This is a genomic window from Caldicellulosiruptor hydrothermalis 108 (assembly GCF_000166355.1).
GTDB classification, from domain to species: domain Bacteria; phylum Bacillota; class Thermoanaerobacteria; order Caldicellulosiruptorales; family Caldicellulosiruptoraceae; genus Caldicellulosiruptor; species Caldicellulosiruptor hydrothermalis.
Genome location: NC_014652.1, coordinates 1,065,001 through 1,084,346 on the forward strand (window position 1 = coordinate 1,065,001; position 19,346 = coordinate 1,084,346).

23 protein-coding genes and 2 rRNA genes (1 of these 25 running past the window's edge) are annotated in these 19,346 nt (G+C 39.0%); 18 read left to right on the forward strand and 7 right to left on the reverse strand.

Annotation, left to right across the window (positions count from 1 at the left end; all coding sequences use genetic code 11):
* Together CALHY_RS05270 and rrf are read left to right on the forward strand one after the other, a co-directional pair.
* Positions 1 to 2,564 (forward strand): 23S ribosomal RNA (locus CALHY_RS05270); it begins 389 nt to the left of the window's first position.
* Positions 2,565 to 2,622: 58 nt separating this feature from the next.
* Positions 2,623 to 2,739, forward strand: a 5S ribosomal RNA gene (gene rrf / locus CALHY_RS05275).
* Between the two features lie 103 nt (positions 2,740 to 2,842).
* On the opposite strand, the gene CALHY_RS05280 is transcribed toward rrf, so the two are convergent.
* From CALHY_RS05280 to sigY, 6 genes are read right to left on the reverse strand one after another with little or no spacing between them, the layout of a single operon-like run.
* Positions 2,843 to 3,601: an ABC transporter permease gene (locus CALHY_RS05280; protein WP_013402952.1), complete on the reverse strand. Its 759-nt coding sequence runs from the start codon at positions 3,599 to 3,601 to the stop codon at positions 2,843 to 2,845.
* Complete coding sequence (locus CALHY_RS05285) at positions 3,588 to 4,526, reverse strand: ABC transporter ATP-binding protein (RefSeq protein ID WP_013402953.1); 939 nt, start codon at positions 4,524 to 4,526, stop codon at positions 3,588 to 3,590. The genes CALHY_RS05280 and CALHY_RS05285 overlap by 14 nt, the downstream gene beginning before the upstream one ends.
* Positions 4,519 to 4,725, reverse strand: coding sequence for a PLD nuclease N-terminal domain-containing protein (locus CALHY_RS05290; RefSeq protein ID WP_013402954.1), 207 nt, complete (start codon positions 4,723 to 4,725; stop codon positions 4,519 to 4,521). The genes CALHY_RS05285 and CALHY_RS05290 overlap by 8 nt, the downstream gene beginning before the upstream one ends.
* 16 nt (positions 4,726 to 4,741) lie before the next feature.
* Positions 4,742 to 5,038 carry a hypothetical protein gene (locus CALHY_RS05295; protein WP_013402955.1) on the reverse strand — a complete coding sequence of 99 codons (297 nt, stop codon included), beginning with the start codon at positions 5,036 to 5,038 and terminating at the stop codon, positions 4,742 to 4,744.
* Between the two features lie 4 nt (positions 5,039 to 5,042).
* The gene (locus tag CALHY_RS05300; RefSeq protein WP_013402956.1) at positions 5,043 to 5,444 is read right to left on the reverse strand and encodes a hypothetical protein; all 402 of its coding nucleotides are present in this window, start codon (positions 5,442 to 5,444) and stop codon (positions 5,043 to 5,045) included.
* Positions 5,425 to 5,976: an RNA polymerase sigma factor SigY gene (gene sigY, locus CALHY_RS05305; RefSeq protein ID WP_013402957.1), complete on the reverse strand. Its 552-nt coding sequence runs from the start codon at positions 5,974 to 5,976 to the stop codon at positions 5,425 to 5,427. The genes CALHY_RS05300 and sigY overlap by 20 nt, the downstream gene beginning before the upstream one ends.
* Positions 5,977 to 6,151: 175 nt before the next feature.
* Between sigY and CALHY_RS05310 the strand changes: the two genes are divergently transcribed.
* From CALHY_RS05310 to trpA, 13 genes are all read left to right on the forward strand, one after another.
* Complete coding sequence (locus CALHY_RS05310; RefSeq protein ID WP_013402958.1) at positions 6,152 to 7,000, forward strand: hypothetical protein; 849 nt, start codon at positions 6,152 to 6,154, stop codon at positions 6,998 to 7,000.
* Positions 7,001 to 7,128: 128 nt separating this feature from the next.
* Positions 7,129 to 7,647: a shikimate kinase gene (locus CALHY_RS05315; RefSeq protein WP_013402959.1), complete on the forward strand. Its 519-nt coding sequence runs from the start codon at positions 7,129 to 7,131 to the stop codon at positions 7,645 to 7,647.
* Positions 7,644 to 8,504, forward strand: coding sequence for a TIM barrel protein (locus tag CALHY_RS05320; protein ID WP_013402960.1), 861 nt, complete (start codon positions 7,644 to 7,646; stop codon positions 8,502 to 8,504). Before CALHY_RS05315 ends, CALHY_RS05320 begins: the two co-directional genes overlap by 4 nt.
* A 9-nt stretch (positions 8,505 to 8,513) precedes the next feature.
* A complete protein-coding gene (gene aroQ / locus CALHY_RS05325; protein WP_013402961.1) occupies positions 8,514 to 8,951 on the forward strand; it encodes a type II 3-dehydroquinate dehydratase in 438 nt (145 codons plus the stop codon).
* A 20-nt stretch (positions 8,952 to 8,971) separates the two neighbouring features.
* Complete coding sequence (locus tag CALHY_RS05330; RefSeq protein WP_013402962.1) at positions 8,972 to 10,036, forward strand: M24 family metallopeptidase; 1,065 nt, start codon at positions 8,972 to 8,974, stop codon at positions 10,034 to 10,036.
* Positions 10,037 to 10,053: 17 nt separating this feature from the next.
* On the forward strand, positions 10,054 to 10,182 hold the full coding sequence (locus CALHY_RS14015; protein WP_274376862.1) for a hypothetical protein: 129 nt from the start codon (positions 10,054 to 10,056) through the stop codon (positions 10,180 to 10,182).
* Between the two features lies 1 nt (position 10,183).
* Positions 10,184 to 11,557 (forward strand): anthranilate synthase component I family protein, encoded by a 1,374-nt coding sequence (locus tag CALHY_RS05335; protein ID WP_013402963.1) that lies wholly within the window; start codon positions 10,184 to 10,186, stop codon positions 11,555 to 11,557.
* Positions 11,538 to 12,149, forward strand: coding sequence for an anthranilate synthase component II (locus CALHY_RS05340; protein WP_013402964.1), 612 nt, complete (start codon positions 11,538 to 11,540; stop codon positions 12,147 to 12,149). The genes CALHY_RS05335 and CALHY_RS05340 overlap by 20 nt, the downstream gene beginning before the upstream one ends.
* A complete protein-coding gene (gene trpD, locus CALHY_RS05345; RefSeq protein ID WP_013402965.1) occupies positions 12,130 to 13,140 on the forward strand; it encodes an anthranilate phosphoribosyltransferase in 1,011 nt (336 codons plus the stop codon). Before CALHY_RS05340 ends, trpD begins: the two co-directional genes overlap by 20 nt.
* A gap of 6 nt (positions 13,141 to 13,146) precedes the next feature.
* Entirely contained in the window at positions 13,147 to 13,929 is a 783-nt protein-coding gene (gene trpC / locus CALHY_RS05350) for an indole-3-glycerol phosphate synthase TrpC (protein ID WP_013402966.1), read from the forward strand.
* Positions 13,926 to 14,540 carry a phosphoribosylanthranilate isomerase gene (locus CALHY_RS05355; RefSeq protein WP_013402967.1) on the forward strand — a complete coding sequence of 205 codons (615 nt, stop codon included), beginning with the start codon at positions 13,926 to 13,928 and terminating at the stop codon, positions 14,538 to 14,540. Before trpC ends, CALHY_RS05355 begins: the two co-directional genes overlap by 4 nt.
* Complete coding sequence (gene trpB / locus CALHY_RS05360) at positions 14,533 to 15,714, forward strand: tryptophan synthase subunit beta (protein WP_013402968.1); 1,182 nt, start codon at positions 14,533 to 14,535, stop codon at positions 15,712 to 15,714. The genes CALHY_RS05355 and trpB overlap by 8 nt, the downstream gene beginning before the upstream one ends.
* Positions 15,711 to 16,481, forward strand: coding sequence for a tryptophan synthase subunit alpha (gene trpA, locus CALHY_RS05365; protein WP_013402969.1), 771 nt, complete (start codon positions 15,711 to 15,713; stop codon positions 16,479 to 16,481). Before trpB ends, trpA begins: the two co-directional genes overlap by 4 nt.
* Before the next feature lie 61 nt (positions 16,482 to 16,542).
* On the opposite strand, the gene CALHY_RS05370 is transcribed toward trpA, so the two are convergent.
* Positions 16,543 to 16,722 (reverse strand): hypothetical protein, encoded by a 180-nt coding sequence (locus CALHY_RS05370; protein ID WP_013402970.1) that lies wholly within the window; start codon positions 16,720 to 16,722, stop codon positions 16,543 to 16,545.
* Positions 16,723 to 16,870: 148 nt separating this feature from the next.
* On the opposite strand from CALHY_RS05370, the gene CALHY_RS05375 reads away from it, so the two are divergent.
* Genes CALHY_RS05375 through CALHY_RS05385 form a run of 3 tightly spaced genes read left to right on the forward strand, consistent with a single transcriptional unit; the run spans position 16,871 to position 19,346 of the window.
* The gene (locus tag CALHY_RS05375) at positions 16,871 to 17,707 is read left to right on the forward strand and encodes an energy-coupling factor transporter ATPase (protein ID WP_013402971.1); all 837 of its coding nucleotides are present in this window, start codon (positions 16,871 to 16,873) and stop codon (positions 17,705 to 17,707) included.
* On the forward strand, positions 17,692 to 18,558 hold the full coding sequence (locus CALHY_RS05380) for an energy-coupling factor transporter ATPase (protein WP_013402972.1): 867 nt from the start codon (positions 17,692 to 17,694) through the stop codon (positions 18,556 to 18,558). Before CALHY_RS05375 ends, CALHY_RS05380 begins: the two co-directional genes overlap by 16 nt.
* Positions 18,558 to 19,346, forward strand: coding sequence for an energy-coupling factor transporter transmembrane component T family protein (locus CALHY_RS05385; protein WP_013402973.1), 789 nt, complete (start codon positions 18,558 to 18,560; stop codon positions 19,344 to 19,346). Before CALHY_RS05380 ends, CALHY_RS05385 begins: the two co-directional genes overlap by 1 nt.

Below are 19,346 nucleotides of genomic sequence, written 5' to 3' on the forward strand. Positions count from 1 at the left end.
AAAGCGCGAGTAGAGTGGTGCTTCTGATCCTGAGTAGCACCAGTGCCGTGGAAGCTGGTGTGAAGCAGGGGGGACCACCCTCCAAGGCTAAATACTACCGGTGACCGATAGTGGACGAGTACCGTGAGGGAAAGGTGAAAAGAACCCCGGGAGGGGAGTGAAATAGAGCCTGAAACCCTGTGCCTACAAGCAGACGGAGGGGCTATATAGTCCTGACGTCGTACTTATTGAAGAACGGTCCGGCGAGTTACTTACGCATGCGAGGCTAAGGCGCGAGAGAGCGCTGGAGCCGCAGGGAAACCGAGTCTGAAGAGGGCGATAGTATGCGTAAGTAGACCCGAAACCGGGTGATCTACCCTTGGCCAGGGTGAAGTGTGGGTGAGACCACATGGAGGCCCGAACCGGTCGTCGTTGAAAAGGCGTCGGATGAGCTGAGGGTAGTGGAGAAATTCCAATCGAACCCGGAGATAGCTGGTTCTCCCCGAAATAGCTTTAGGGCTAGCCTCAAGTGATGGCCGCTGGAGGTAGAGCACTGATTGGGCTAGGGGCGCAAAAACGTTACCGAACCCTATCAAACTCCGAATGCTGGCGGCGTGAAGCTTGGGAGTCAGACCACGAGCGATAAGGTCCGTGGTCGAGAGGGGAACAGCCCAGACCGACTGCTAAGGTCCCAAAGATGTGGCTAAGTGTGCAAAGGATGTTCAGCCGCGAAGACAACCAGGAGGTTGGCTTAGAAGCAGCCATTCCTTTAAAGAGTGCGTAACAGCTCACTGGTCGAGCGGCTGGGCGCCGAAAATACTCGGGGCTGAAGCCACACACCGAAGCATCGGGTTTAAGCTGGGAATATATCCAGCTTAAGCGGTAGGGGAGCGTTCTGCGGTAGGGTGAAGCCCAAGGCGAAAGCCAGGGTGGACGAGGCAGAAGTGAGAATGCCGGAATAAGTAGCGCGAGGCAGGTGGGAAGCCTGCCCGTCGGAAGCCCAAGGGTTTCTGGGGAAGGCGAATCCGCCCAGAGTTAGCCGGGGCCTAAGGCGAGGCCGAAAGGCGTAGCTGATGGGTATCAGGTTGATAATCCTGAGCCACCTGCCGGAGGATACCCTACGAGGCGGGACGCAGGAGGAGCAGGCAACCGGGGAGTTGGTATACCCCGGCCAAGCGGCGAGTGGGCGTGCGTAGGCAAATCCGCGCGCGCGGTAACCATGAGCCGTGATGGGGAGCCGAAATTAAAGTAGGCGAAGTGCTGAGCTTCACACTGCCAAGAAAAGCGTCGCGTAGGCGAAGGCAGGTGCCCGTACTGGAAACCGACACAGGTGGGCGAGGAGAGTATCCACAGACGGACGGGTGAAGCACCGCTAAGGAACTCGGCAAACTGACCCCGTAACTTCGGGAGAAGGGGTGCCTAAGGTGAAAGCCTTAGGTCGCAGGGAATAGGCCCAAGCGACTGTTTATCAAAAACACAGGTCTCTGCCAAGCCGAAAGGCGAGGTATAGGGGCTGACGCCTGCCCGGTGCTGGAAGGTTAAGGGGAGGGGTTAAAAGCTCCGAACCGAAGCCCCAGTGAACGGCGGCCGTAACTATAACGGTCCTAAGGTAGCGAAATTCCTTGTCGGGTAAGTTCCGACCCGCACGAATGGCGTAACGACTTGGGCGCTGTCTTGGCGGTGTGCCCGGCGAAATTGTGGTACCAGTGAAGACGCTGGTTACCCGCGGTTGGACAGAAAGACCCCGTGGAGCTTTACTGCAGCCTGGCACTGTGTTTTGGTGTGCCTTGTACAGGATAGGTGGGAGGCTGAGAAGTGGGGGCGCCAGCCTCCATGGAGCCGACGGTGGGATACCACTCTGGGTGCACTGGAGCACTAACCAGACACTCTGAACCGAGTGATGGGACACTGTCAGGTGGGCAGTTTGACTGGGGCGGTCGCCTCCTAAAAGGTAACGGAGGCGCCCAAAGGTCACCTCAGCACGGATGGAAATCGTGCGGTAGGAGTGCAAAGGCGGTAAGGTGGCTTGACTGTGAGGCTGACAAGCCGAGCAGGGACGAAAGTCGGGCTTAGTGATCCGGCGGTTTCAAGTGGGAGAGCCGTCGCTCAACGGATAAAAGTTACCCCGGGGATAACAGGCTGATCTCCCCCGAGAGTCCACATCGACGGGGAGGTTTGGCACCTCGATGTCGGCTCATCGCATCCTGGGGCTGAAGTAGGTCCCAAGGGTTGGGCTGTTCGCCCATTAAAGCGGTACGTGAGCTGGGTTCAGAACGTCGTGAGACAGTTCGGTCCTTATCCGCCGCGGGCGCAGGGTATTTGAGGGGAGCTGACCCTAGTACGAGAGGACCGGGTTGGACGGACCGCTGGTTTACCAGTTGTACCGCCAGGTGCACGGCTGGGAAGCCAAGTCCGGATGGGATAAACGCTGAAAGCATCTAAGCGTGAAGCCCACCCCAAGATGAGATACCCCACACCGATGAGGTGGTAAGGGTCCTGGGAGACTACCAGGTAGATAGGCCGCATGTGTAAGCGCTGTGAGGCGTTGAGCAAGGCGGTACTAATGGCCCGAGGAGCTTGACCGAGTGAGCTTTCCACCTATTCACTTGCGAGGCTGCTTAAAAAATGAATATAGGTAACAAATCCGGTGGCGAAAGAGCGAGGGAAACACCCGTTCCCATTCCGAACACGGAAGTTAAGCCTCGCAACGCCGATGATACTGTGCTGGAGACGGCACGGGAAAGTAGGTGGCTGCCGGATTTTTATTTTTTGTATTAAAATGTTAAATATTTAACAATACCCATATTCCACCTGGCATCTTTGTACTTATGGCAGCATATATAAAATTCCTGTGAATGAGAATTCAATTTACTTCTAAGCTATTAAATCGAAAAACGGTTGTCACTAAAAATATAAGAGTCAGCAGAATGGTAGTAACCAACGTTGTTTTTACATCTTGTGAGCCAAAATTACTTGTAAGCAAAATCAAATTATATGGGCTGAACTTCTTAAGTTTTTCAAACTGAGAGAGTAAAGCAGTAGAATAAGAGGCTGTACACGCCAAAATTCCGGCTGAGATATTTTTCTTTGTAAAGCTGCTAAGAAGTAATGTAAGCGAAATCACAAACAGGTAGTAAATACACAAGAGAAAGTAAACAGGAACTATGTCAGAGACAGCAATTTTTTGTCCTTCAAAAAGAAGATTAGCGTAATATTGGTTGAAGAATAAACCAACAAACAAGAGCAAGCAAATTGCAATTTCAAAATGTAAATACTTTGCCAGTACAATTTGGGATTTATTAGCACCTTTTGAAAAAGGGAAAACAATTTTTTGGGAATATATTTCCTCATTTATACTCCCAGCAGCAGTGAATATTATAAATAGCGTACCAATCTGAAAAAGCTCTTTGATATAATTTGCCAATGCGTCTTTAGGCTTAAACTCAAATAGCTGATGTATTAAATTGGCAGGAATCTTGTTGCTAACAAAAGAAGGAAGAAGCTTTAACATTACTGGATCTAAGATAGAGAACAATATTATACCGGTTGCAAGAGCAATGTATTTGTACTGTCTTATCCCTTCAATGAATTCTTTTTTAAGATATGCTTTAAATGTCATCATTTTTATCTACCACCCTTATGAAGATATCTTCCAGCGAGGGCTTTTTTAAATAAAAGGATAAAATGGGCTTATCTATCTGTGCTAGTACTTTTATTAACTCTCTTTTTGCTATTTCAACATTGTTAACATAAATTGAGACTTTCCCATAGTTGTCAATATCGATTTTTCGAATATAAGGAAACTGGGACAATTTTTCTTCCAGCTTATCAGGGATACTTTCAAACTCAATACAAAAAATAGGTTGAATGTATCGTTTTTGGAGGTTTCCTAAACTACTACTTACAATTACTTTGCCTTCATGTAATATAGTGACATGGTCGCATATTCTCTCTACATCGCTCAATATATGTGTTGAGAAGAAAACAGTGATTCCTTCTTCTTTCAAAGATTTTATATGTTCTAACACTTCAGCTCTTCCTTCTGGGTCTAAAGAAGCGGTTGGTTCATCAAGAAGCAATAGTTTAGGCTTATTAAATATTGCGACAGCTATTCCAAGTCTTTGAAGCATTCCGCCCGAAAAAGTTGAGATTTTTCTTTTAGAAACGTTTGAAAGTTTTACAATCTCAAGAACTTCTTCAGTCCTCTTTTTAATAGTTCTACTTTCAAAATTGCAAATTTGTCCTATTAAGTTTAAATACTCAACTGGTGTGAGATAACCATAGAATACAGGATTTTGAGGAAGGAATCCAATTTGTTTCACTATGGCATTTTTGTTTGTCTTATAATTAAGATTCTCAAATAAGATTGTTCCTTCATCAAAACTAATTAATCCAGAAAGAATTTTCATTGTGGTTGTCTTACCTGCTCCATTTGGTCCGAGAAAACCATGAACAGTAGCAGGTTTTACTTCAAATGATATGCCTTTTAAAGCTTTTACTTTTCCAAAGCTTTTGTGAAGATTTATCACTTTCAGCAAACTAATCACGCTCTCTTCCGAGTAGCAGGTAAACTATAGGACCTACAAAGTTGAAAATAATTATTATTAGCGCCCATGCCCATTTTGGAAGGTATTTTACTTTGTCATTTTTCAACTTAACAAGACAGAAAATCATAAGAACAAACTGCAGAACAATTACAGGTGCAAGTAATTTTAGCATTTCTTCCATATCCATATTTCCGAGCATTCCAAAACACTCCTTTTCAGTAAGTTTTTCTATTTTTATCTTTTATAATTACCCTCGTGATAAGAAGATATATTATAAGACTGCTGGGGAAATTCAGAAGTCCAAATAGCCCCCAAAGAAAATAGTATTTTTCGCCTCTGTTTTTAGCATCGAAGAATATATATACAGCCTGAGCCATCAACAGGGTAAATAAAATTATGAAAAGACCCATTGGTATTTTTTCATCAGAAAACTGCTGGACTAAAAAAAGCAAAAAGCTCAAGCAAGCGATAGCAGTGATGAAAAAAAATATAAATGTTTTATTAATCTTCATGTTCTCACACCTTTCCTTTTGAGAATATCAATGATGCAGGAATCAAAATCCATGGCATCAGCGTTCCGAAAAGTATCTGAAGCCTTACAAAAAATCCAAAACCATTGATGTTAATTAGCAAAATATAAATGGAAAAGACAAGAAAGCTCAGAAGCAAGAATAATAGAAAATTAACTTTTTCCTGCTTTTTGGCTTTTGCTTCTATTGCATCTTCAATGACTTTCTGGATATCTATCTTTACCAAAGGGGATTTATTCATAGGCTCGAGTTTGTTTTTTAAGAGTTTTAGCTTTTTTTCAAGCAAAACATTATTACAATCTAATTTTTCTAAAGCTTCATTTTCTAATTCTTCATAGTATTTATCAATAATTAAATCTTGAATTTTCTCATTCTTTTTTGCTTTCACTTTCCAGCACTCCTTTCTTTTCAAGCTCTTTTATCAGAAACTTTATGGCAAAATGGAGCCTTGACCTTACTGTCCCGACAGGACAGTTTAAAATTTTGGCAATTTCTTTGTATTTATACCCATAAAAATGTTTTAGAATAAAAACAGCCCTGAATTTATAATCAAGCGATAAAACAGCTTTGTAAATATCATTGTATTCACTATTTGATATGGCAGCATGTTCTACGTCCTGCATATAATCTTTGTATGAGTCATCCAAGTAGGTATATCTTTTATTTTTTCTCAAAAAGTTCTTGTACACGTTTATAGAGATTTTTATAAGCCATGTCGAAAACTTTGCATCTGGTGAGAACTTATCTATGTTCATGATAGCTCGCAAAAGTGTTTCCTGCACAACATCCTGGGCAAAATGATAATCTTGAGTCATCTTCGTCACAAAACCCGAGAGAATATTTAAGTTATTTTCAATGAGCTTGTAGAGAGCTTCTTTGTTTCCTTTCTTTGCCTCTTCTATTAACCTTTTTTCATCCACTACTTATCACTCCTGCTATAAATTAAACGCTATTGATTGCAAAAAAGTTCAAAGTGATTTGGATTACAAAAATATTAAAAAATCTTGTAAATTTGCTTATCAGTATTGATACCCCTTTTTTGATGGAGTATGATTATAATTAGAAGGACAGACATTATGTAAAGGATGAGTAAGAATGCTCAAAAGAATAATAACAAAAGCTCTGATATTACTTATAATTTCATTAATAATAGCCCTTATTATCGAAAGCTTGTTTATGGCAGCAAGCGCTAAAAATTTAAACAAGTTGCCGGCTTCAGTTCAAAAAGCTTCAAAATCTGCAAAGCAAAATATCCAGAGAGAATTGGTTTTCCAGCAGCAGATTGATTTGAACTCAGATGCGCAGGTAGACATAGTAAGCATTTGGCTTGATAAGAACCAGAAAAAATATGTGCTGAGTGTAAACAATGCGCTTTATCAACCAAAAGAAAACATTTTGCAGGTAATTGGAACTGAGATTGTAGATATAGACAGCAGTGATGGATACAAGGAGATCTTGCTACATTACAGGTCAAACAAGGTTGAAAAGTATGTTATATTAGAATATAACGGTAAAGCTTTAAAAGAACTTCTGAATACTGATTCAAAACCAATCATCGATGGAAATAAAGAGGTCATTGTTGAAAGGAATATGGATTTCTGGGTAAAAAAAGAAAGATACGTTTTGGAGCAGACTGCATCTGGCGTGCGAACTTTAAAACTTTCTCCGCAAGAGCTTTACTATGTTGGGGTGTTTGCATATGTTAAAAGACCTTTTGTGTTATATTCGTACAGGGAACAGAAAACTAAGCTCACAACCACAAAAAAGGGTGAAAAAATAGAGATAGTACAATGCGATCCTTCAAACTGGTTTAAGGACCAATCAAAGAAGAACAACAAGATGTACGATTGGTATATGATAAAGACCGAAAAAGGTTTGCTTGGATGGGCAATGTTGAAAGATTTTATAAACTGCATTGACATTGTGAAAGCTCAGGGACAGTAAAATTAAAGTTAATAACCAAAAAGGCCATTCATGAGAATGGTCTTTTATTTTTTCAATGGCAAAAATTTATGATATAATAGATACAAACTCTTACCCTATAATTCGTACAAAAAAGGAAAGGTATTCACATGAAAAATATTGTGCTCACAGGTTTTATGGGAAGTGGCAAGACAACCATAGGAAAATTAATTGCCGAAAAACTCGATATAGAGCTTATTGACACAGACTCAGAGGTAATAAAAGAGTTTGGTATGACAATTGACAAGATATTTGAAGTGCATGGTGAAAAAAAATTCAGAGAGGTTGAAACAAGGGTAATTGAGAGAGTTTCAAAGCTTGAAAATGTTGTTATCTCAACAGGCGGGGGAGTTGTTTTAAATCCCGAAAACGTAAAGCTTTTGAGAGAAAACGGGGTAATATATTTTTTGTATGCCTCTGCCGAAAGTATTCTCAAAAGGCTAAAAGACGATGATACAAGACCTCTTTTGAAAAATGGTGATAAGCTCAGCAACATCATCAGGCTTTTGAACATGAGAATGCCATTTTATAAAAACTGCGATTTTGAAATAAACACAGACATACTCACTCCAGAGCTTGCAGCAGAAAAGATAATTTCAATTCACTTAGCAAAGGAGAGTAAAAGATGATAAGATTTGGTCCTGCAGGAAACTCTCAGAGTTTTTACGATGCTGGTTATAAATCGAGCGTTGATGCGCCAAAGTGGCTAAAATCAATAGGTCTTTCTGCTTATGAGTACCAGTGTAACAAAGGGGTGAACATTTCAAAAGAAAAGGCAAGACAGATTGGTCAGGAAGCGCAAAAGTATGATATACTTGTCTCCATCCACGCACCTTACTATATAAACTTTGGAAGCCAGGAAGAAGAAAAGTTGCAAAAGTCAAAAGAGTACATCTATGAATGCGTAGAAGTTGCAAAGGAGATGAAAGCGCAAAGGATTGTGTTCCACCCCGGTTCATGCGCAAAGGTAGATAGAAGCTTGGCTTTTGAAACAGCAAAAAAGGCAATATTGGAAGTTGTAAACGTGGTAAAAGAAATGCATGCAGATGGGATTTTCTTGTGCCCGGAAACAATGGGCAAAAAAAACAATCTTGGCAGTAGCGATGAGATAATAGAGATTTGCAAAATGGACGAGATGCTGCTTCCAACCATTGATTTTGGGCACATAAATGCTTTCGAAGGCGGCAGCTTAAAGACAGAAGAGGATTTTGAAAATTTACTCAAGAAATTTATTGACCAGCTTGGATATGAAAGGATGAAATACTTTCACAGCCATTTTAGCAGGATAGAATACACATCACAAGGTGAAAAAAAACACTGGAACTATGAAGACAAACAGTTTGAGCCTGACTTTGAACCACTGGCAGAGGCTCTTTACAAGCTAAAGCTTGAACCTGTGATAATCTGTGAATCAAAAGACTATATGGCAGAGGATGCTCTTGTTCTGAAAAAGATCTATCAAGAAACTTTAGAAAAAAGGGTGTGAGTATTTGTAATGAAAAAGGTCTTGGTCATAAACGGCCCAAATCTTAATCTTCTTGGAATAAGAGAAAAAAATATATATGGCAGCGTATCGTACGAAGATGTCCTCAAATCTATTTCACAAAAAGCACAGGAACTTGGATTTGAAGTCGAGTTTTTTCAATCTAACCATGAAGGAGAAATAATAGATAAAATTCACAGTGCATATTTTGAAAAGGTTGATGCTATTATAATAAACCCAGGTGCTTATACTCATTATAGCTATGCAATCCATGATGCAATAAAAGCTGTAAACATTCCCACGATTGAAGTGCATATTTCCAACATTTATGCAAGAGAAGAGTTCAGACGCAAGAGTGTGATTGCTCCTGCTTGCACAGGTCAAATCTCCGGTTTTGGTATCAAAAGCTATATAATAGCACTTTATGCTTTGAAAGAGATTTTAGAGTAGAAAGGAGCAAAGCTTTAGCAATGGTAAGCACAAGAATTGAAAAAATATTCAAAAGAGATGAGAGCATCGAAGCAGTTTTTGTGTCCAAAAAAGAAAACGTCAGATACCTTAGCAATTTCAAAGGCGATGAAAGCTATCTATTTATTACAAGAGAAGGATCAAAATATCTTTTAACAGACTTTAGGTATACCGAGCAGGCAAAAAAAGAAGCAACTGAATTTGAAGTTGTTGACTACAAGGGAAAACTTTATGATACTATAAAAGACTTGATGGTATCGCATAACATTTCAAAGCTTTTTATTGAAGGGTATCATCTTACATTTTCGTTTGTGAGTGAGATGAAAGAAAAGCTTGAAGACAGGGTATGTACACTTTCATTTTCTTTGGATGAACTAAGGTCTGTGAAAGACGATGAAGAGATAGAGAAAATAAAAAAAGCTGTTGAGATTACTGACAGAGCATTTGAGCACATCTTAAAGTTCATAAAGCCAGGTATTTCAGAAAATGACGTGGTTGCAGAGCTCAACTACTTTATACTGAAAAACGGTGCAAAAGGCTTTTCATTTGAACCTATAGTTGCCTCCGGCAAAAGAAGTTCTCTTCCACACGGCGTCGCAACAGACAAAAAGATTGAAGCTGGAGATACTGTTACAATTGACTTTGGATGCAACTTTGACGGCTACATGTCTGATATGACAAGGACAGTATTTGTAGGGAAAGTGGAAAATCAGATGGTAAAGATATACCATATAGTAAAGGAAGCTCAGCAAAAGGCAGAAGAGTTTATAAAAGAAGGTTTAAAAGCAAACGAAGTTGACAAAATTGCCCGCGACTATATAGGTTCTTTTGGTTATATGGAAAAGTTTGGACACTCTTTGGGACATGGTGTTGGACTTGAAATTCACGAACTTCCAAGACTTTCACCAAAGTCTGAGATGGTCTTAGAAGAAAATATGGTTGTGACAATTGAACCGGGCATTTATATTGAAAATTTTGGAGGTGTGAGGATAGAAGATATAGTTGTTGTGAAAAGTGGTGGATGTGAGATTTTGACAAAGTCGTCAAAGGAGCTAATTGTAATTTAGAAATTTGGTATTGTCAGATGAGAAGTTTTCTGATATACTTAAAAATAAGAATAGCTTTAGGCTTTAGAGAGTTTAGAAAGAGCATATTTTTTAAGCTTGGAAAAGATGAGAAGAGAATAGAAGAGATGAGAGGAGATGAGCTGTAAAATGAAAAAGGTGGCAAACGTGCGCCCCGATAGCTCATCGGGGCTTTTTTGTTATCATGATATTGGAACCTATATACCTTTCTTTGAAGAATATTCAAACGATTCAATTGACCTATCAAATATAGATTTTGATTCAATCGAAGGGGATTTCTTTTTCTTTGAAAATTCCCAGATGGCAGCTTTTTGCATTGATAGGTTTTTGTGCGTTACAGTCTATCGTGACAAAATTGAGGTTGATTCTGAAGGTACAAAAAAAGTTTTTTATGGCGATGTTCACCGAATGCTTGATAGCATATTGGAAGGTCTAATTCAAAAGAATGCTTATATCACCTGTCAGTTTAACTATCATGCGGTAAATCTATTAGAAGACATATATTCTGCTGACAGTCCCTATATAGTTCTAAATGTTTACAGAAAAAATGTATTTGTTGACAAACTTACAGGCAAGAAAACTCTTTTGGTGAGCAGCAAAGAATTTGAAAAAGCTGCTGTAATAAATTTGAAGAAGTACCAAAGAACTTTGTTTGATGTAAAAAGCGATGTGGTCTTTTCAACTCCAAAAGAGTACTTTATCAGCACAGTCAAGCAGGCAAAAGAGGATATCAGAAATGGTGAGATTTTTCAGATTGTTCTGTCTCAGATAATATTGGTCAAAAGCAATATCCTAACCAGCCATCTTTTTTACACAATGAAAGAGAGAAATCCTTCAGAGTACAGCATTGTGATAAACAATGAAGAAAGCCAAGTGATTTGTTTTTCGCCAGAGACTCTTATAAAGAAAAAAGGAAACACAGTAAAGACATTTCCAATTGCAGGAACATACAGGATAAACGAAGGCGATGATATTGCCCAGAAAAAGATAGAGATACTAAAAGACAAAAAAGAGATAAGTGAACATGTCATGCTTGTTGACCTTGCGCGAAATGACCTTGGCAGGATTTCAAAACCCGGCACTGTAAAAGTAGAAGAATACTTGAGAATAAAAAGGCTTTATAACCTCATTCATATATATTCAGTTGTTACAGGTGAACTTGAAGAAAAGAGCCTCACAAAAACGATACTATCTGTTTTCCCGGCTGGCACGCTGACCGGCGCGCCAAAGATAAGAGCTATGCAGCTGATTGAAAAGTACGAAAGGCAGAGAAGAGACCTTTACGGAGGAGCAATCGGATATATTTACAAAGACCAGTTTGACCTTGCCATAGCTATAAGAATGGCTGTAAAGGACAAAAAAGAAAACATTATCAAGCTTCAAAGCGGTGCGGGGATTGTGAACTTGTCAGTACCCGAGAATGAGTATCAGGAGTGTTTGACCAAGCTCAGAGCGTTTTTGAGGATAATGGAGGTGGATGAAAATGATATTGTTAATAGATAACTATGACTCTTTTACATTCAATCTTTACCAGATGATTGCAAGTAAAACACAGGTTTTGGTGTTCAGAAACGACAAGGTTACAGTGGATACAATAAAGAAGTTGAATCCGGCCGGCATAATAATTTCTCCAGGTCCGGGCAGTCCAAAAGATGCGGGTGTGAGCAAAGAGGTTGTAAATACATTTGCGGGTAGTATTCCAATCTTGGGTGTGTGTCTTGGTCATCAGGTGATTGGAGAGTGTTTCGGGGCACGAGTAATTCATGCAAAAATGATTTACCATGGAATGAGATCGAGGGTTGACCTGCTTGAAAGCGGTAAAAGAAGCAGACTTTTTAAAGGTGTGCCAGAGAGATTTTTTGCAGGAAGGTATCATTCACTTGTGGTTGAGAAATCTGCATCTTTGAAACAGCTTGAAATAGCTGCTGTGAGTGAAGATGATGAGGTCATGTCCCTGGTAAACGATAGCTTGAGAGTCTATGGGATTCAATTTCATCCTGAGTCAATCCTGACTCCTGATGGTGAGACAATTATTCAAAACTTTTTAGAAATATGCTATGATGGGGTGGGAAAAGATGCTCATCGATGTGCTTGAGCTTGTGACAAACAAAAAGGATTTGGAATATGACCAGGTAAAAAATCTTCTTGACGACATCTTGGAAGGAGAACTTGATGAGATAAAGTTTGGTGCATTTTTGGCAGCACTAAAAACGAAGGGTGAAACAGAAAAAGAGATTTCGGCATTTGTTGATGCCTTTTATGACAAGGCAAGAAAACTTAACTTTGACCATCCAGCTACAATTGATACATGTGGAACAGGTGGCGATGGAAAAGGCACGTTTAACATCTCAACAGCCGCGGCTATTGTTCTTAGCTGTTTTGACGTAAAAGTAGCAAAACATGGTAACAGAAGTATTACAAGCAATTCAGGATCAGCCGACATCTTAGAAAAACTTGGTATAGATATCCAGCCTGGGGAAGATAAAGTTTTGAAAGGGCTTGAGAAACTGAACTTTGCATTTTTGTTTGCGCCACTGTATCATCCTGCCATGAAAAAGGTTGCAAATTTAAGAAGATCACTTGGTATCAGAACAGTTTTTAACATCTTAGGTCCGCTTTTGAACCCTGTACCACTGAAATATCAAGTGGTTGGGACATTTAGCTTTGATGCGCAGGAGAAAGTGGCTTCTGTGCTAAGAGGCAAGAGAAAAAAAGCCGCTGTCATACATAGCCTTGACGGACTTGACGAGATTTCTGTTTCTAAAAAGACAAGGGTGCTTGAGATACAAGACAAGAATATCAAAGAATATTATATTGACTCAAAAGACTATGGAATTGAATTTGATACAAGCTCAATTAGAGGCTTTTCGCCTGAAGAAAATGCAAGGATTTTGATAAGTGTGCTTGAGGGAGAAAAGTCGCCTTATTTTTGGGCTGTTGTTTTAAATTGTGGATTTGCACTTTACATTTGTGAGGTTGCAAAAGATGTTGAAGAAGGAATTAAGCTTTCCTCAAAAGCAATCGAGAGCAAAGAAGCTTATTTAAAGCTCAAAGAGTTGCAGCAGTTTTATAAATCGGGAGTGTAATTGAAAATGAGTGTGCTTGAGCGTATTTTAAGTTATAAAAAGGAAGAGGTTGAAAAGTGCAAAAATCTCATACCTGTTGAGAAAATGAAGAAACTTGCAGTTGAGAAGATTAAAGGTGGCTATTTAGAAAACAAGTTCAAAAGAATATTCAAAAAAGATAAATTCTGTATAATTGGTGAAATAAAACGGGCATCACCTTCGGAGGGCGTAATATCAGAGGATGCCAATGCAAAAGCAATAGCAAAGATGTACGAAGATTTGGGATTTTTTGCTATATCAGTTTTGACAGAAAGATTTTTTTTCAAGGGTTCGGAGCAAGATTTGATGGAAGTAAAAAAAGAGGTATCTCTGCCCGTGCTAAGAAAAGACTTTATCATTGATATCTGGCAGCTTTACCAGACAAAGATGATAGGCGCAGATGCAGCTTTGCTTATCACAAAAGCTTTGTCAGAAAAACAGCTTGCAATATTCATCAAAATTTTAGAAATTCTTGACATTGTCCCGCTTGTTGAGGTTGAAAATGAGTATGAAATTGAAAAAGCTTTGAAGTGTGGTGCAAAACTCATAGGAATCAACAATAGAAACCTGGATGATTTGTCCATCGACATAACAAAAACAGAAAGGCTTTTGAAGTATATTCCAAAAGAAGTTGCTGTGATAAGCGAAAGTGGAATTAAGACAAAAGAGGATTTTGACTATATTCTCTCGCTCGGTGTTGATGGATGTTTGATAGGGACATCTTTTATGAAATCGCAAAATCCGCTTGAAATAATTGGTGATAGGATATGATAGTAAAGTTTTGCGGGCTAAAGAGGCTTTTTGATGTTGAGATGTGCAATAAACTTCAGCCTGATATGATAGGCTTAATATTTGCTCAAAGTTCGAGAAAGGTTGAAAAAGACCTTGCAAAAGATATGGTTTTGGCTAAAAGTCCCTCAATAAAATCAGTGGGAGTTTTTAAAGACCAGAACATATCAGAGGTTATAGAAATAGCAACACAGCTTCAACTTGACTTTGTGCAGCTGCACGGGAAGGAAGATTATGAGTATATAAAACATTTGAAAGATCTTGGATTTAGGGTTATAAAGGCTATTGAAGTTAAAAGACAAGAAGATATAAAAAGAGCTAAACGCTATGTAGAAATAGCCGACTTTGTGCTTCTTGACAGGCCCAAAGGCAGTAGTTTGGATATCACAGAGGTTGCAAAACTTGCTGACTTTGATTATATCATTGCAGGTGGAATAACACCTGAAAATATAGATAAATACTTAAATCTAAATCCAATTGGGATTGACATCAGCTCAGGAATTGAGACAAATGGTTTTAAAGATTTTATAAAGATGAAAAAGATTATTGAAAAGGTAAATAAATACAAGGTTGGTGAAACAAAAAATGGATAGGTATTTTGGAAGATTTGGTGGGATGTATGCACCAGAAACTCTTATGCCAGCTCTTTTAGAGATAGAAGAAGAGTTTTGCAAGCTTGTGAAAGATGAAAATTTTCTCTCTGAATATGAGTACTATCTCAAAAACTATGTTGGAAGACCATCGCCACTTTACTTTGCCAAAAACTTGAGCAATCATCTTGGGGTTAAAATATATCTCAAAAGAGAAGACCTAAACCACACCGGTGCACACAAGATAAACAACTGCATTGGCCAGGCACTTTTGGCAAAGCATATGGGCAAAAAAAGACTTATTGCCGAGACAGGAGCAGGTCAACACGGTGTTGCAACATCTACAGTTGCTGCTCTTTTTGGGATGGAATGCGAGATATTTATGGGTGAAGAAGATGCAAAAAGGCAGTTTCATAACGTGCAGAGGATGAAAATGCTTGGCAGCAAGGTAAGAGTAGTTAACAAGGGAAGCAAGACCTTGAAAGACGCAATAAACGAGGCAATGCGTGACTGGAGCGAGACGTTTGAGTATACCTTTTATCTTTTTGGTACAGCTGCAGGACCTCATCCGTTCCCAACAATTGTAAAATACTTTCAAAGTGTGATTGGGAAAGAGACAAAAGATCAGATAAAAAGGCTTGAAGGAAGACTTCCAGACTATATCTTTGCGTGTGTTGGTGGTGGTTCTAACGCAATTGGTATCTTCTCAGCGTTTTTGGAAGATCATGAAGTAAAGCTTATTGGCGTTGAGGGTGCAGGAGAGGGAATACATACAGGCAAAACGGCTGCGACGCTATGCAGCGGGTCTGTTGGAATCTTGCACGGTGCTAAAACGTATATTTTACAGGATGAGGAAGGGCAAATTCAAAACACACATTCAATCTCAGCAGGGCTTGACTACCCGGGTGTTGGACCTGAACATGCATATTTGAAAGAGACAGGAAGGGTTGAGTATGTAGGGGCTACTGACAAAGAAGCTGTGGATGCATTTTTGCTGCTCACAAGGCTTGAAGGGATAATTCCAGCGCTGGAGTCGAGCCATGCCCTTGCAGAGGTTATTAAAAGGGCAAAGATGGGACTGTTCAAAACCAGTGACATTGTGGTTGTGAACCTTTCTGGAAGAGGTGATAAGGATATAAATACAGTACTTGAGCTTTGGAAGGATGATGAGCTATGAATTTAATAGATGAAAGATTTGAAAAGCTAAAAAAAGAGGGCAAAAAAGCCTTCATAGGCTATGTTACGTTTGGATATCCCTCTTTTGAAGAGACACTTGGGTTTATAAAGCTTGTATATTCATATGTAGACATTTTAGAGATTGGTTTTCCTTTTTCTGACCCTATTGCAGACGGTGAAATTATTCAAAAAGCATCAAGGAAGGCTCTCAGTGAAGGTGTTAAATTGAGCCACCTTTTTGAAAGCATTGAAAAGTTTAAAAAAGATAAGCCGGTTGTGCTAATGCTGTATGCAAACACAGTTTACAAAAGGGGAATTGATAGGTTTTTTGAAAGTAGCAAAGCTTGCGGTGTGGATGGCGTGATAATCCCAGATGTTTCGTTTGAAGAGAGCTTTGAGTTCAAAGAAGTAGCTGAAAAGTTTGGTATTGTCTATATTGACCTTGTATCAATATCTTCTCTTGAGAGAGCCAAGATGATAGGTAGGCAGAGCCGTGGTTTTTTGTATTGTGTTTCAAGAAAAGGTGTGACAGGTTTCAAAGGGCAGATTGATGATAGGATTTTTACTTTTCTAAAAGAACTAAAAACCGTTACCTCAACACCTTTGGCAGTTGGATTTGGTATAAAGAGTAAAGAAGATGTGCAAAAGTTCAAAGACCTTGCTGATGGTATTGTTATTGGAAGCGCTATAATCACAAAGATAGATGAAGGAAAAGACAAACTTGAGGATTTTTTGAAAGAAATCTCAGAAAGTCTAAAAGACAAATAAATTTAAGGGGATGCGAAAAACATCCCCTTTTTATATTTTCACCTTCCTACCGTGCTACGCTTCAGTTTACAGGTGCCTCCGGATTTTCGGTTTCTTTTAAAAGCCGACTGATTTTCTTTGGTGTATCCTCAATTTTTGAAAACTCTTCTGCTTCAAGATTCTCAAGTTCAACTGGCAGGTTGAATTCTTTTAAATTTATCAAGTTGTAATCAAAATAGATGTCACACCTGGGAGAAAACATTTCAAATCCCCCCTTCCAATATATATTATACCCTCTTTTTCGTTAATATGTTCGATGTATGCAGGGATACTTCAAAAATACATGTATATTTAAGGCCAAAAATTTTTGCTATAATAGAATGTAGTTTGGCAAAAAGGAGAAAAGTAAAATGAGCGCTTTTATAGAGTTTAAAAATGTCAGCTTTTCATATGTAAGCTCTGATGGGACAAAAACACCAGCTTTGATTGATATAAATCTTAAGATAGAAAGAGGAGAATTTGTTGCGATATTAGGGCTGAATGGTTCTGGCAAATCAACCCTTGCAAAACTAATAAACGGTCTTTTAATTCCAGAAAAAGGCGATGTGATTGTAGATAGTATGAATACAAAAGATGTAGAAAAAATCTGGGATATCAGAAGAAAGTGCGGATATATATTTCAAAACCCTGACAACCAGCTTGTTGCATCGATTGTTGAAGAAGATGTTGCATTTGGGCCTGAAAACTTAGGAATGCCGAGAGAAAAGATAAGAAAAGCTGTTGATAGCGCACTTTTGACTGTTGAGATGATGGAATATAAAAACCATGCCACGTACAAACTGTCTGGTGGGCAAAAACAGAGGGTTGCAATTGCTGGTGTTCTGGCAATGAAGCCAGAGTGCATCATATTGGATGAGCCAACCTCTATGCTTGACCCCAAAGGAAGGAAAGAGGTTATAGCTACTGTAGAAAGATTAAACAAAGAAGAGAAAAAGACCATTGTTTTGGTTACACACAATATCGACGAGATGCTCTTGAGCCAAAGAAGCATTGTGCTGGATAAAGGACATATAAAGTTTGATGGGCCTTCGTTTGAGCTATTAAAGCTTGACTGGTTTTATGAGATGGGCTTTGACATGCCACAAATTTTGAAGCTCTCAATTGAGCTTAAAAAAAGAGGTGTAAAAATTGATAAGGAAATCTGGTCGGTTGACGAAATGGAGAGATTTTTATGTTCATTGAAATGAAAAATGTAGAGTTCATATATGGCTACAAAACACCATTTGAAAAAAAGGCGCTTGAAAATATCAACCTTTCGATAACAAAAGGAGAATTTATTGGAATTATTGGCAAAACTGGTTCAGGCAAATCTACTTTGGTTCAGCTAATGAACGGGCTTTTGGTGCCGCAGATAGGTGATGTTGTTGTTGATGGTATAAATACAAAGGATAAAAAAAGGGCAAAGGAGATTCGAAAAAGAGTAGGGCTTGTGTTTCAATACCCTGAATATCAGCTATTTGAAGAGACAGTTTACAAAGACATAGCGTTTGGCCCTCAAAACCTTGGATTTTCTGAAGATGAAGTAAAAAGAAGGGTAAAAGAGGTGTGCGAGCTTTTAGAGATTCCCAAAGAGCTTTTAGAAAAATCGCCGTTTGAACTATCAGGTGGTCAAAAACGAAGGATTGCAATAGCAGGGATACTGGCAATGGACCCAGAGTGTATAATTCTTGATGAGCCAACAGCCGGGCTTGATATGCGTGGTCGAAAAAGGATTTTTTCAATTATAGAAAAACTTCACAAAGAAGCAAAAAAGACAATAATTTTGATTTCACACAGTTTAGAAGATGTTGCAATGCTCTGTGAGAGGGTCATAATCCTTAACAAAGGGAAAATCCAATTTGATGGTCCAAAACATCAGGCTTTTGAGAATGTTGAACTTCTTGAAAAAAGCGGACTTTTGCCACCTGATATTCTTTATCTCCAGCACAGGTTAAAACTTAAGGGTTTTAAGATTGACAGATTTGAATATAGTGTTGAAAAGGTTGCTGATATGATAGTTAAAAATCTTGCATTCAAAAGAGAAGGTGAAATGCTATAATGGTTGACTTTGTGATTGGTCAGTATATAAAAAAAGATTCATTTGTGCACAGGCTTGACCCAAGGACAAAGATAATAGTTCTGTTCTTTTTTTGTATCTCAATATTTGTGGTAAATAACTTTTATGGATATATATTTTTGTTTGCCGTAATACTTCTGTGGATTTTTCTCTCAAAGGTAAACCCGCTTATACTTTTGCGCGGAACAAAACCTGTATTTATATTAATCCTTATAACAGTAGTTTTTAATCTTTTTATGACTCAAGGAAAACCTGTGATAAAGATATTAGGGCTTGTTATAACCGACAGAGGTATTGTTCTTTCTATCTTTTTAGTAATCCGGCTATTGCTGCTCATTTTTGCAACAAGCCTTCTTACTCTCACAACATCGCCCATTGAAATAACAGATGCTCTGGAAGTGTTATTAAAACCACTAAAAAAGGTGAAATTTCCTGTTCATGAAATCTCTATGATGATGTCAATTGCCTTAAGGTTTATACCAACCATCTACGAAGAGGCTGACAAGATTATGAAGGCTCAAATGTCAAGAGGTGCTGATTTTGAAACAGGGGGATTAATAAAAAAAGCAAAATCACTTTTGCCACTTTTAATTCCACTTTTTATTTCAGCTTTCAAAAGAGCAGATGAACTTGCAATTGCGATGGAAGCACGCTGCTACAGAGGCTCAGAAGGTCGTACAAAGCTCAAAAAACTTGAGTTTGGATTTCCTGACTATATTTCGTTTGTTGTATGTGGGATTTTAATTACACTTGCAATTTTTGTGAGGTGA

Excerpts from the sequence above, each read along its gene's own strand:
- CALHY_RS05280 (WP_013402952.1), bottom strand. The coding sequence starts at position 3,601 with ATGATGACATTTAAAGCATATCTTAAAAAAGAATTCATTGAAGGGATA.
- CALHY_RS05290 (WP_013402954.1), bottom strand. The coding sequence starts at position 4,725 with ATGCTCGGAAATATGGATATGGAAGAAATGCTAAAATTACTTGCACCT.
- CALHY_RS05295 (WP_013402955.1), bottom strand. The coding sequence starts at position 5,038 with ATGAAGATTAATAAAACATTTATATTTTTTTTCATCACTGCTATCGCT.
- CALHY_RS05310 (WP_013402958.1), top strand. The coding sequence starts at position 6,152 with ATGCTCAAAAGAATAATAACAAAAGCTCTGATATTACTTATAATTTCA.
- CALHY_RS05315 (WP_013402959.1), top strand. The coding sequence starts at position 7,129 with ATGAAAAATATTGTGCTCACAGGTTTTATGGGAAGTGGCAAGACAACC.
- CALHY_RS05320 (WP_013402960.1), top strand. The coding sequence starts at position 7,644 with ATGATAAGATTTGGTCCTGCAGGAAACTCTCAGAGTTTTTACGATGCT.
- aroQ (WP_013402961.1), top strand. The coding sequence starts at position 8,514 with ATGAAAAAGGTCTTGGTCATAAACGGCCCAAATCTTAATCTTCTTGGA.
- CALHY_RS05330 (WP_013402962.1), top strand. The coding sequence starts at position 8,972 with ATGGTAAGCACAAGAATTGAAAAAATATTCAAAAGAGATGAGAGCATC.
- CALHY_RS14015 (WP_274376862.1), top strand. The coding sequence starts at position 10,054 with ATGAGAAGTTTTCTGATATACTTAAAAATAAGAATAGCTTTAGGCTTT.
- CALHY_RS05335 (WP_013402963.1), top strand. The coding sequence starts at position 10,184 with ATGAAAAAGGTGGCAAACGTGCGCCCCGATAGCTCATCGGGGCTTTTT.
- CALHY_RS05340 (WP_013402964.1), top strand. The coding sequence starts at position 11,538 with ATGATATTGTTAATAGATAACTATGACTCTTTTACATTCAATCTTTAC.
- trpD (WP_013402965.1), top strand. The coding sequence starts at position 12,130 with ATGCTCATCGATGTGCTTGAGCTTGTGACAAACAAAAAGGATTTGGAA.
- trpC (WP_013402966.1), top strand. The coding sequence starts at position 13,147 with ATGAGTGTGCTTGAGCGTATTTTAAGTTATAAAAAGGAAGAGGTTGAA.
- CALHY_RS05355 (WP_013402967.1), top strand. The coding sequence starts at position 13,926 with ATGATAGTAAAGTTTTGCGGGCTAAAGAGGCTTTTTGATGTTGAGATG.
- trpB (WP_013402968.1), top strand. The coding sequence starts at position 14,533 with ATGGATAGGTATTTTGGAAGATTTGGTGGGATGTATGCACCAGAAACT.
- trpA (WP_013402969.1), top strand. The coding sequence starts at position 15,711 with ATGAATTTAATAGATGAAAGATTTGAAAAGCTAAAAAAAGAGGGCAAA.
- CALHY_RS05370 (WP_013402970.1), bottom strand. The coding sequence starts at position 16,722 with ATGTTTTCTCCCAGGTGTGACATCTATTTTGATTACAACTTGATAAAT.
- CALHY_RS05375 (WP_013402971.1), top strand. The coding sequence starts at position 16,871 with ATGAGCGCTTTTATAGAGTTTAAAAATGTCAGCTTTTCATATGTAAGC.
- CALHY_RS05380 (WP_013402972.1), top strand. The coding sequence starts at position 17,692 with ATGTTCATTGAAATGAAAAATGTAGAGTTCATATATGGCTACAAAACA.
- CALHY_RS05385 (WP_013402973.1), top strand. The coding sequence starts at position 18,558 with ATGGTTGACTTTGTGATTGGTCAGTATATAAAAAAAGATTCATTTGTG.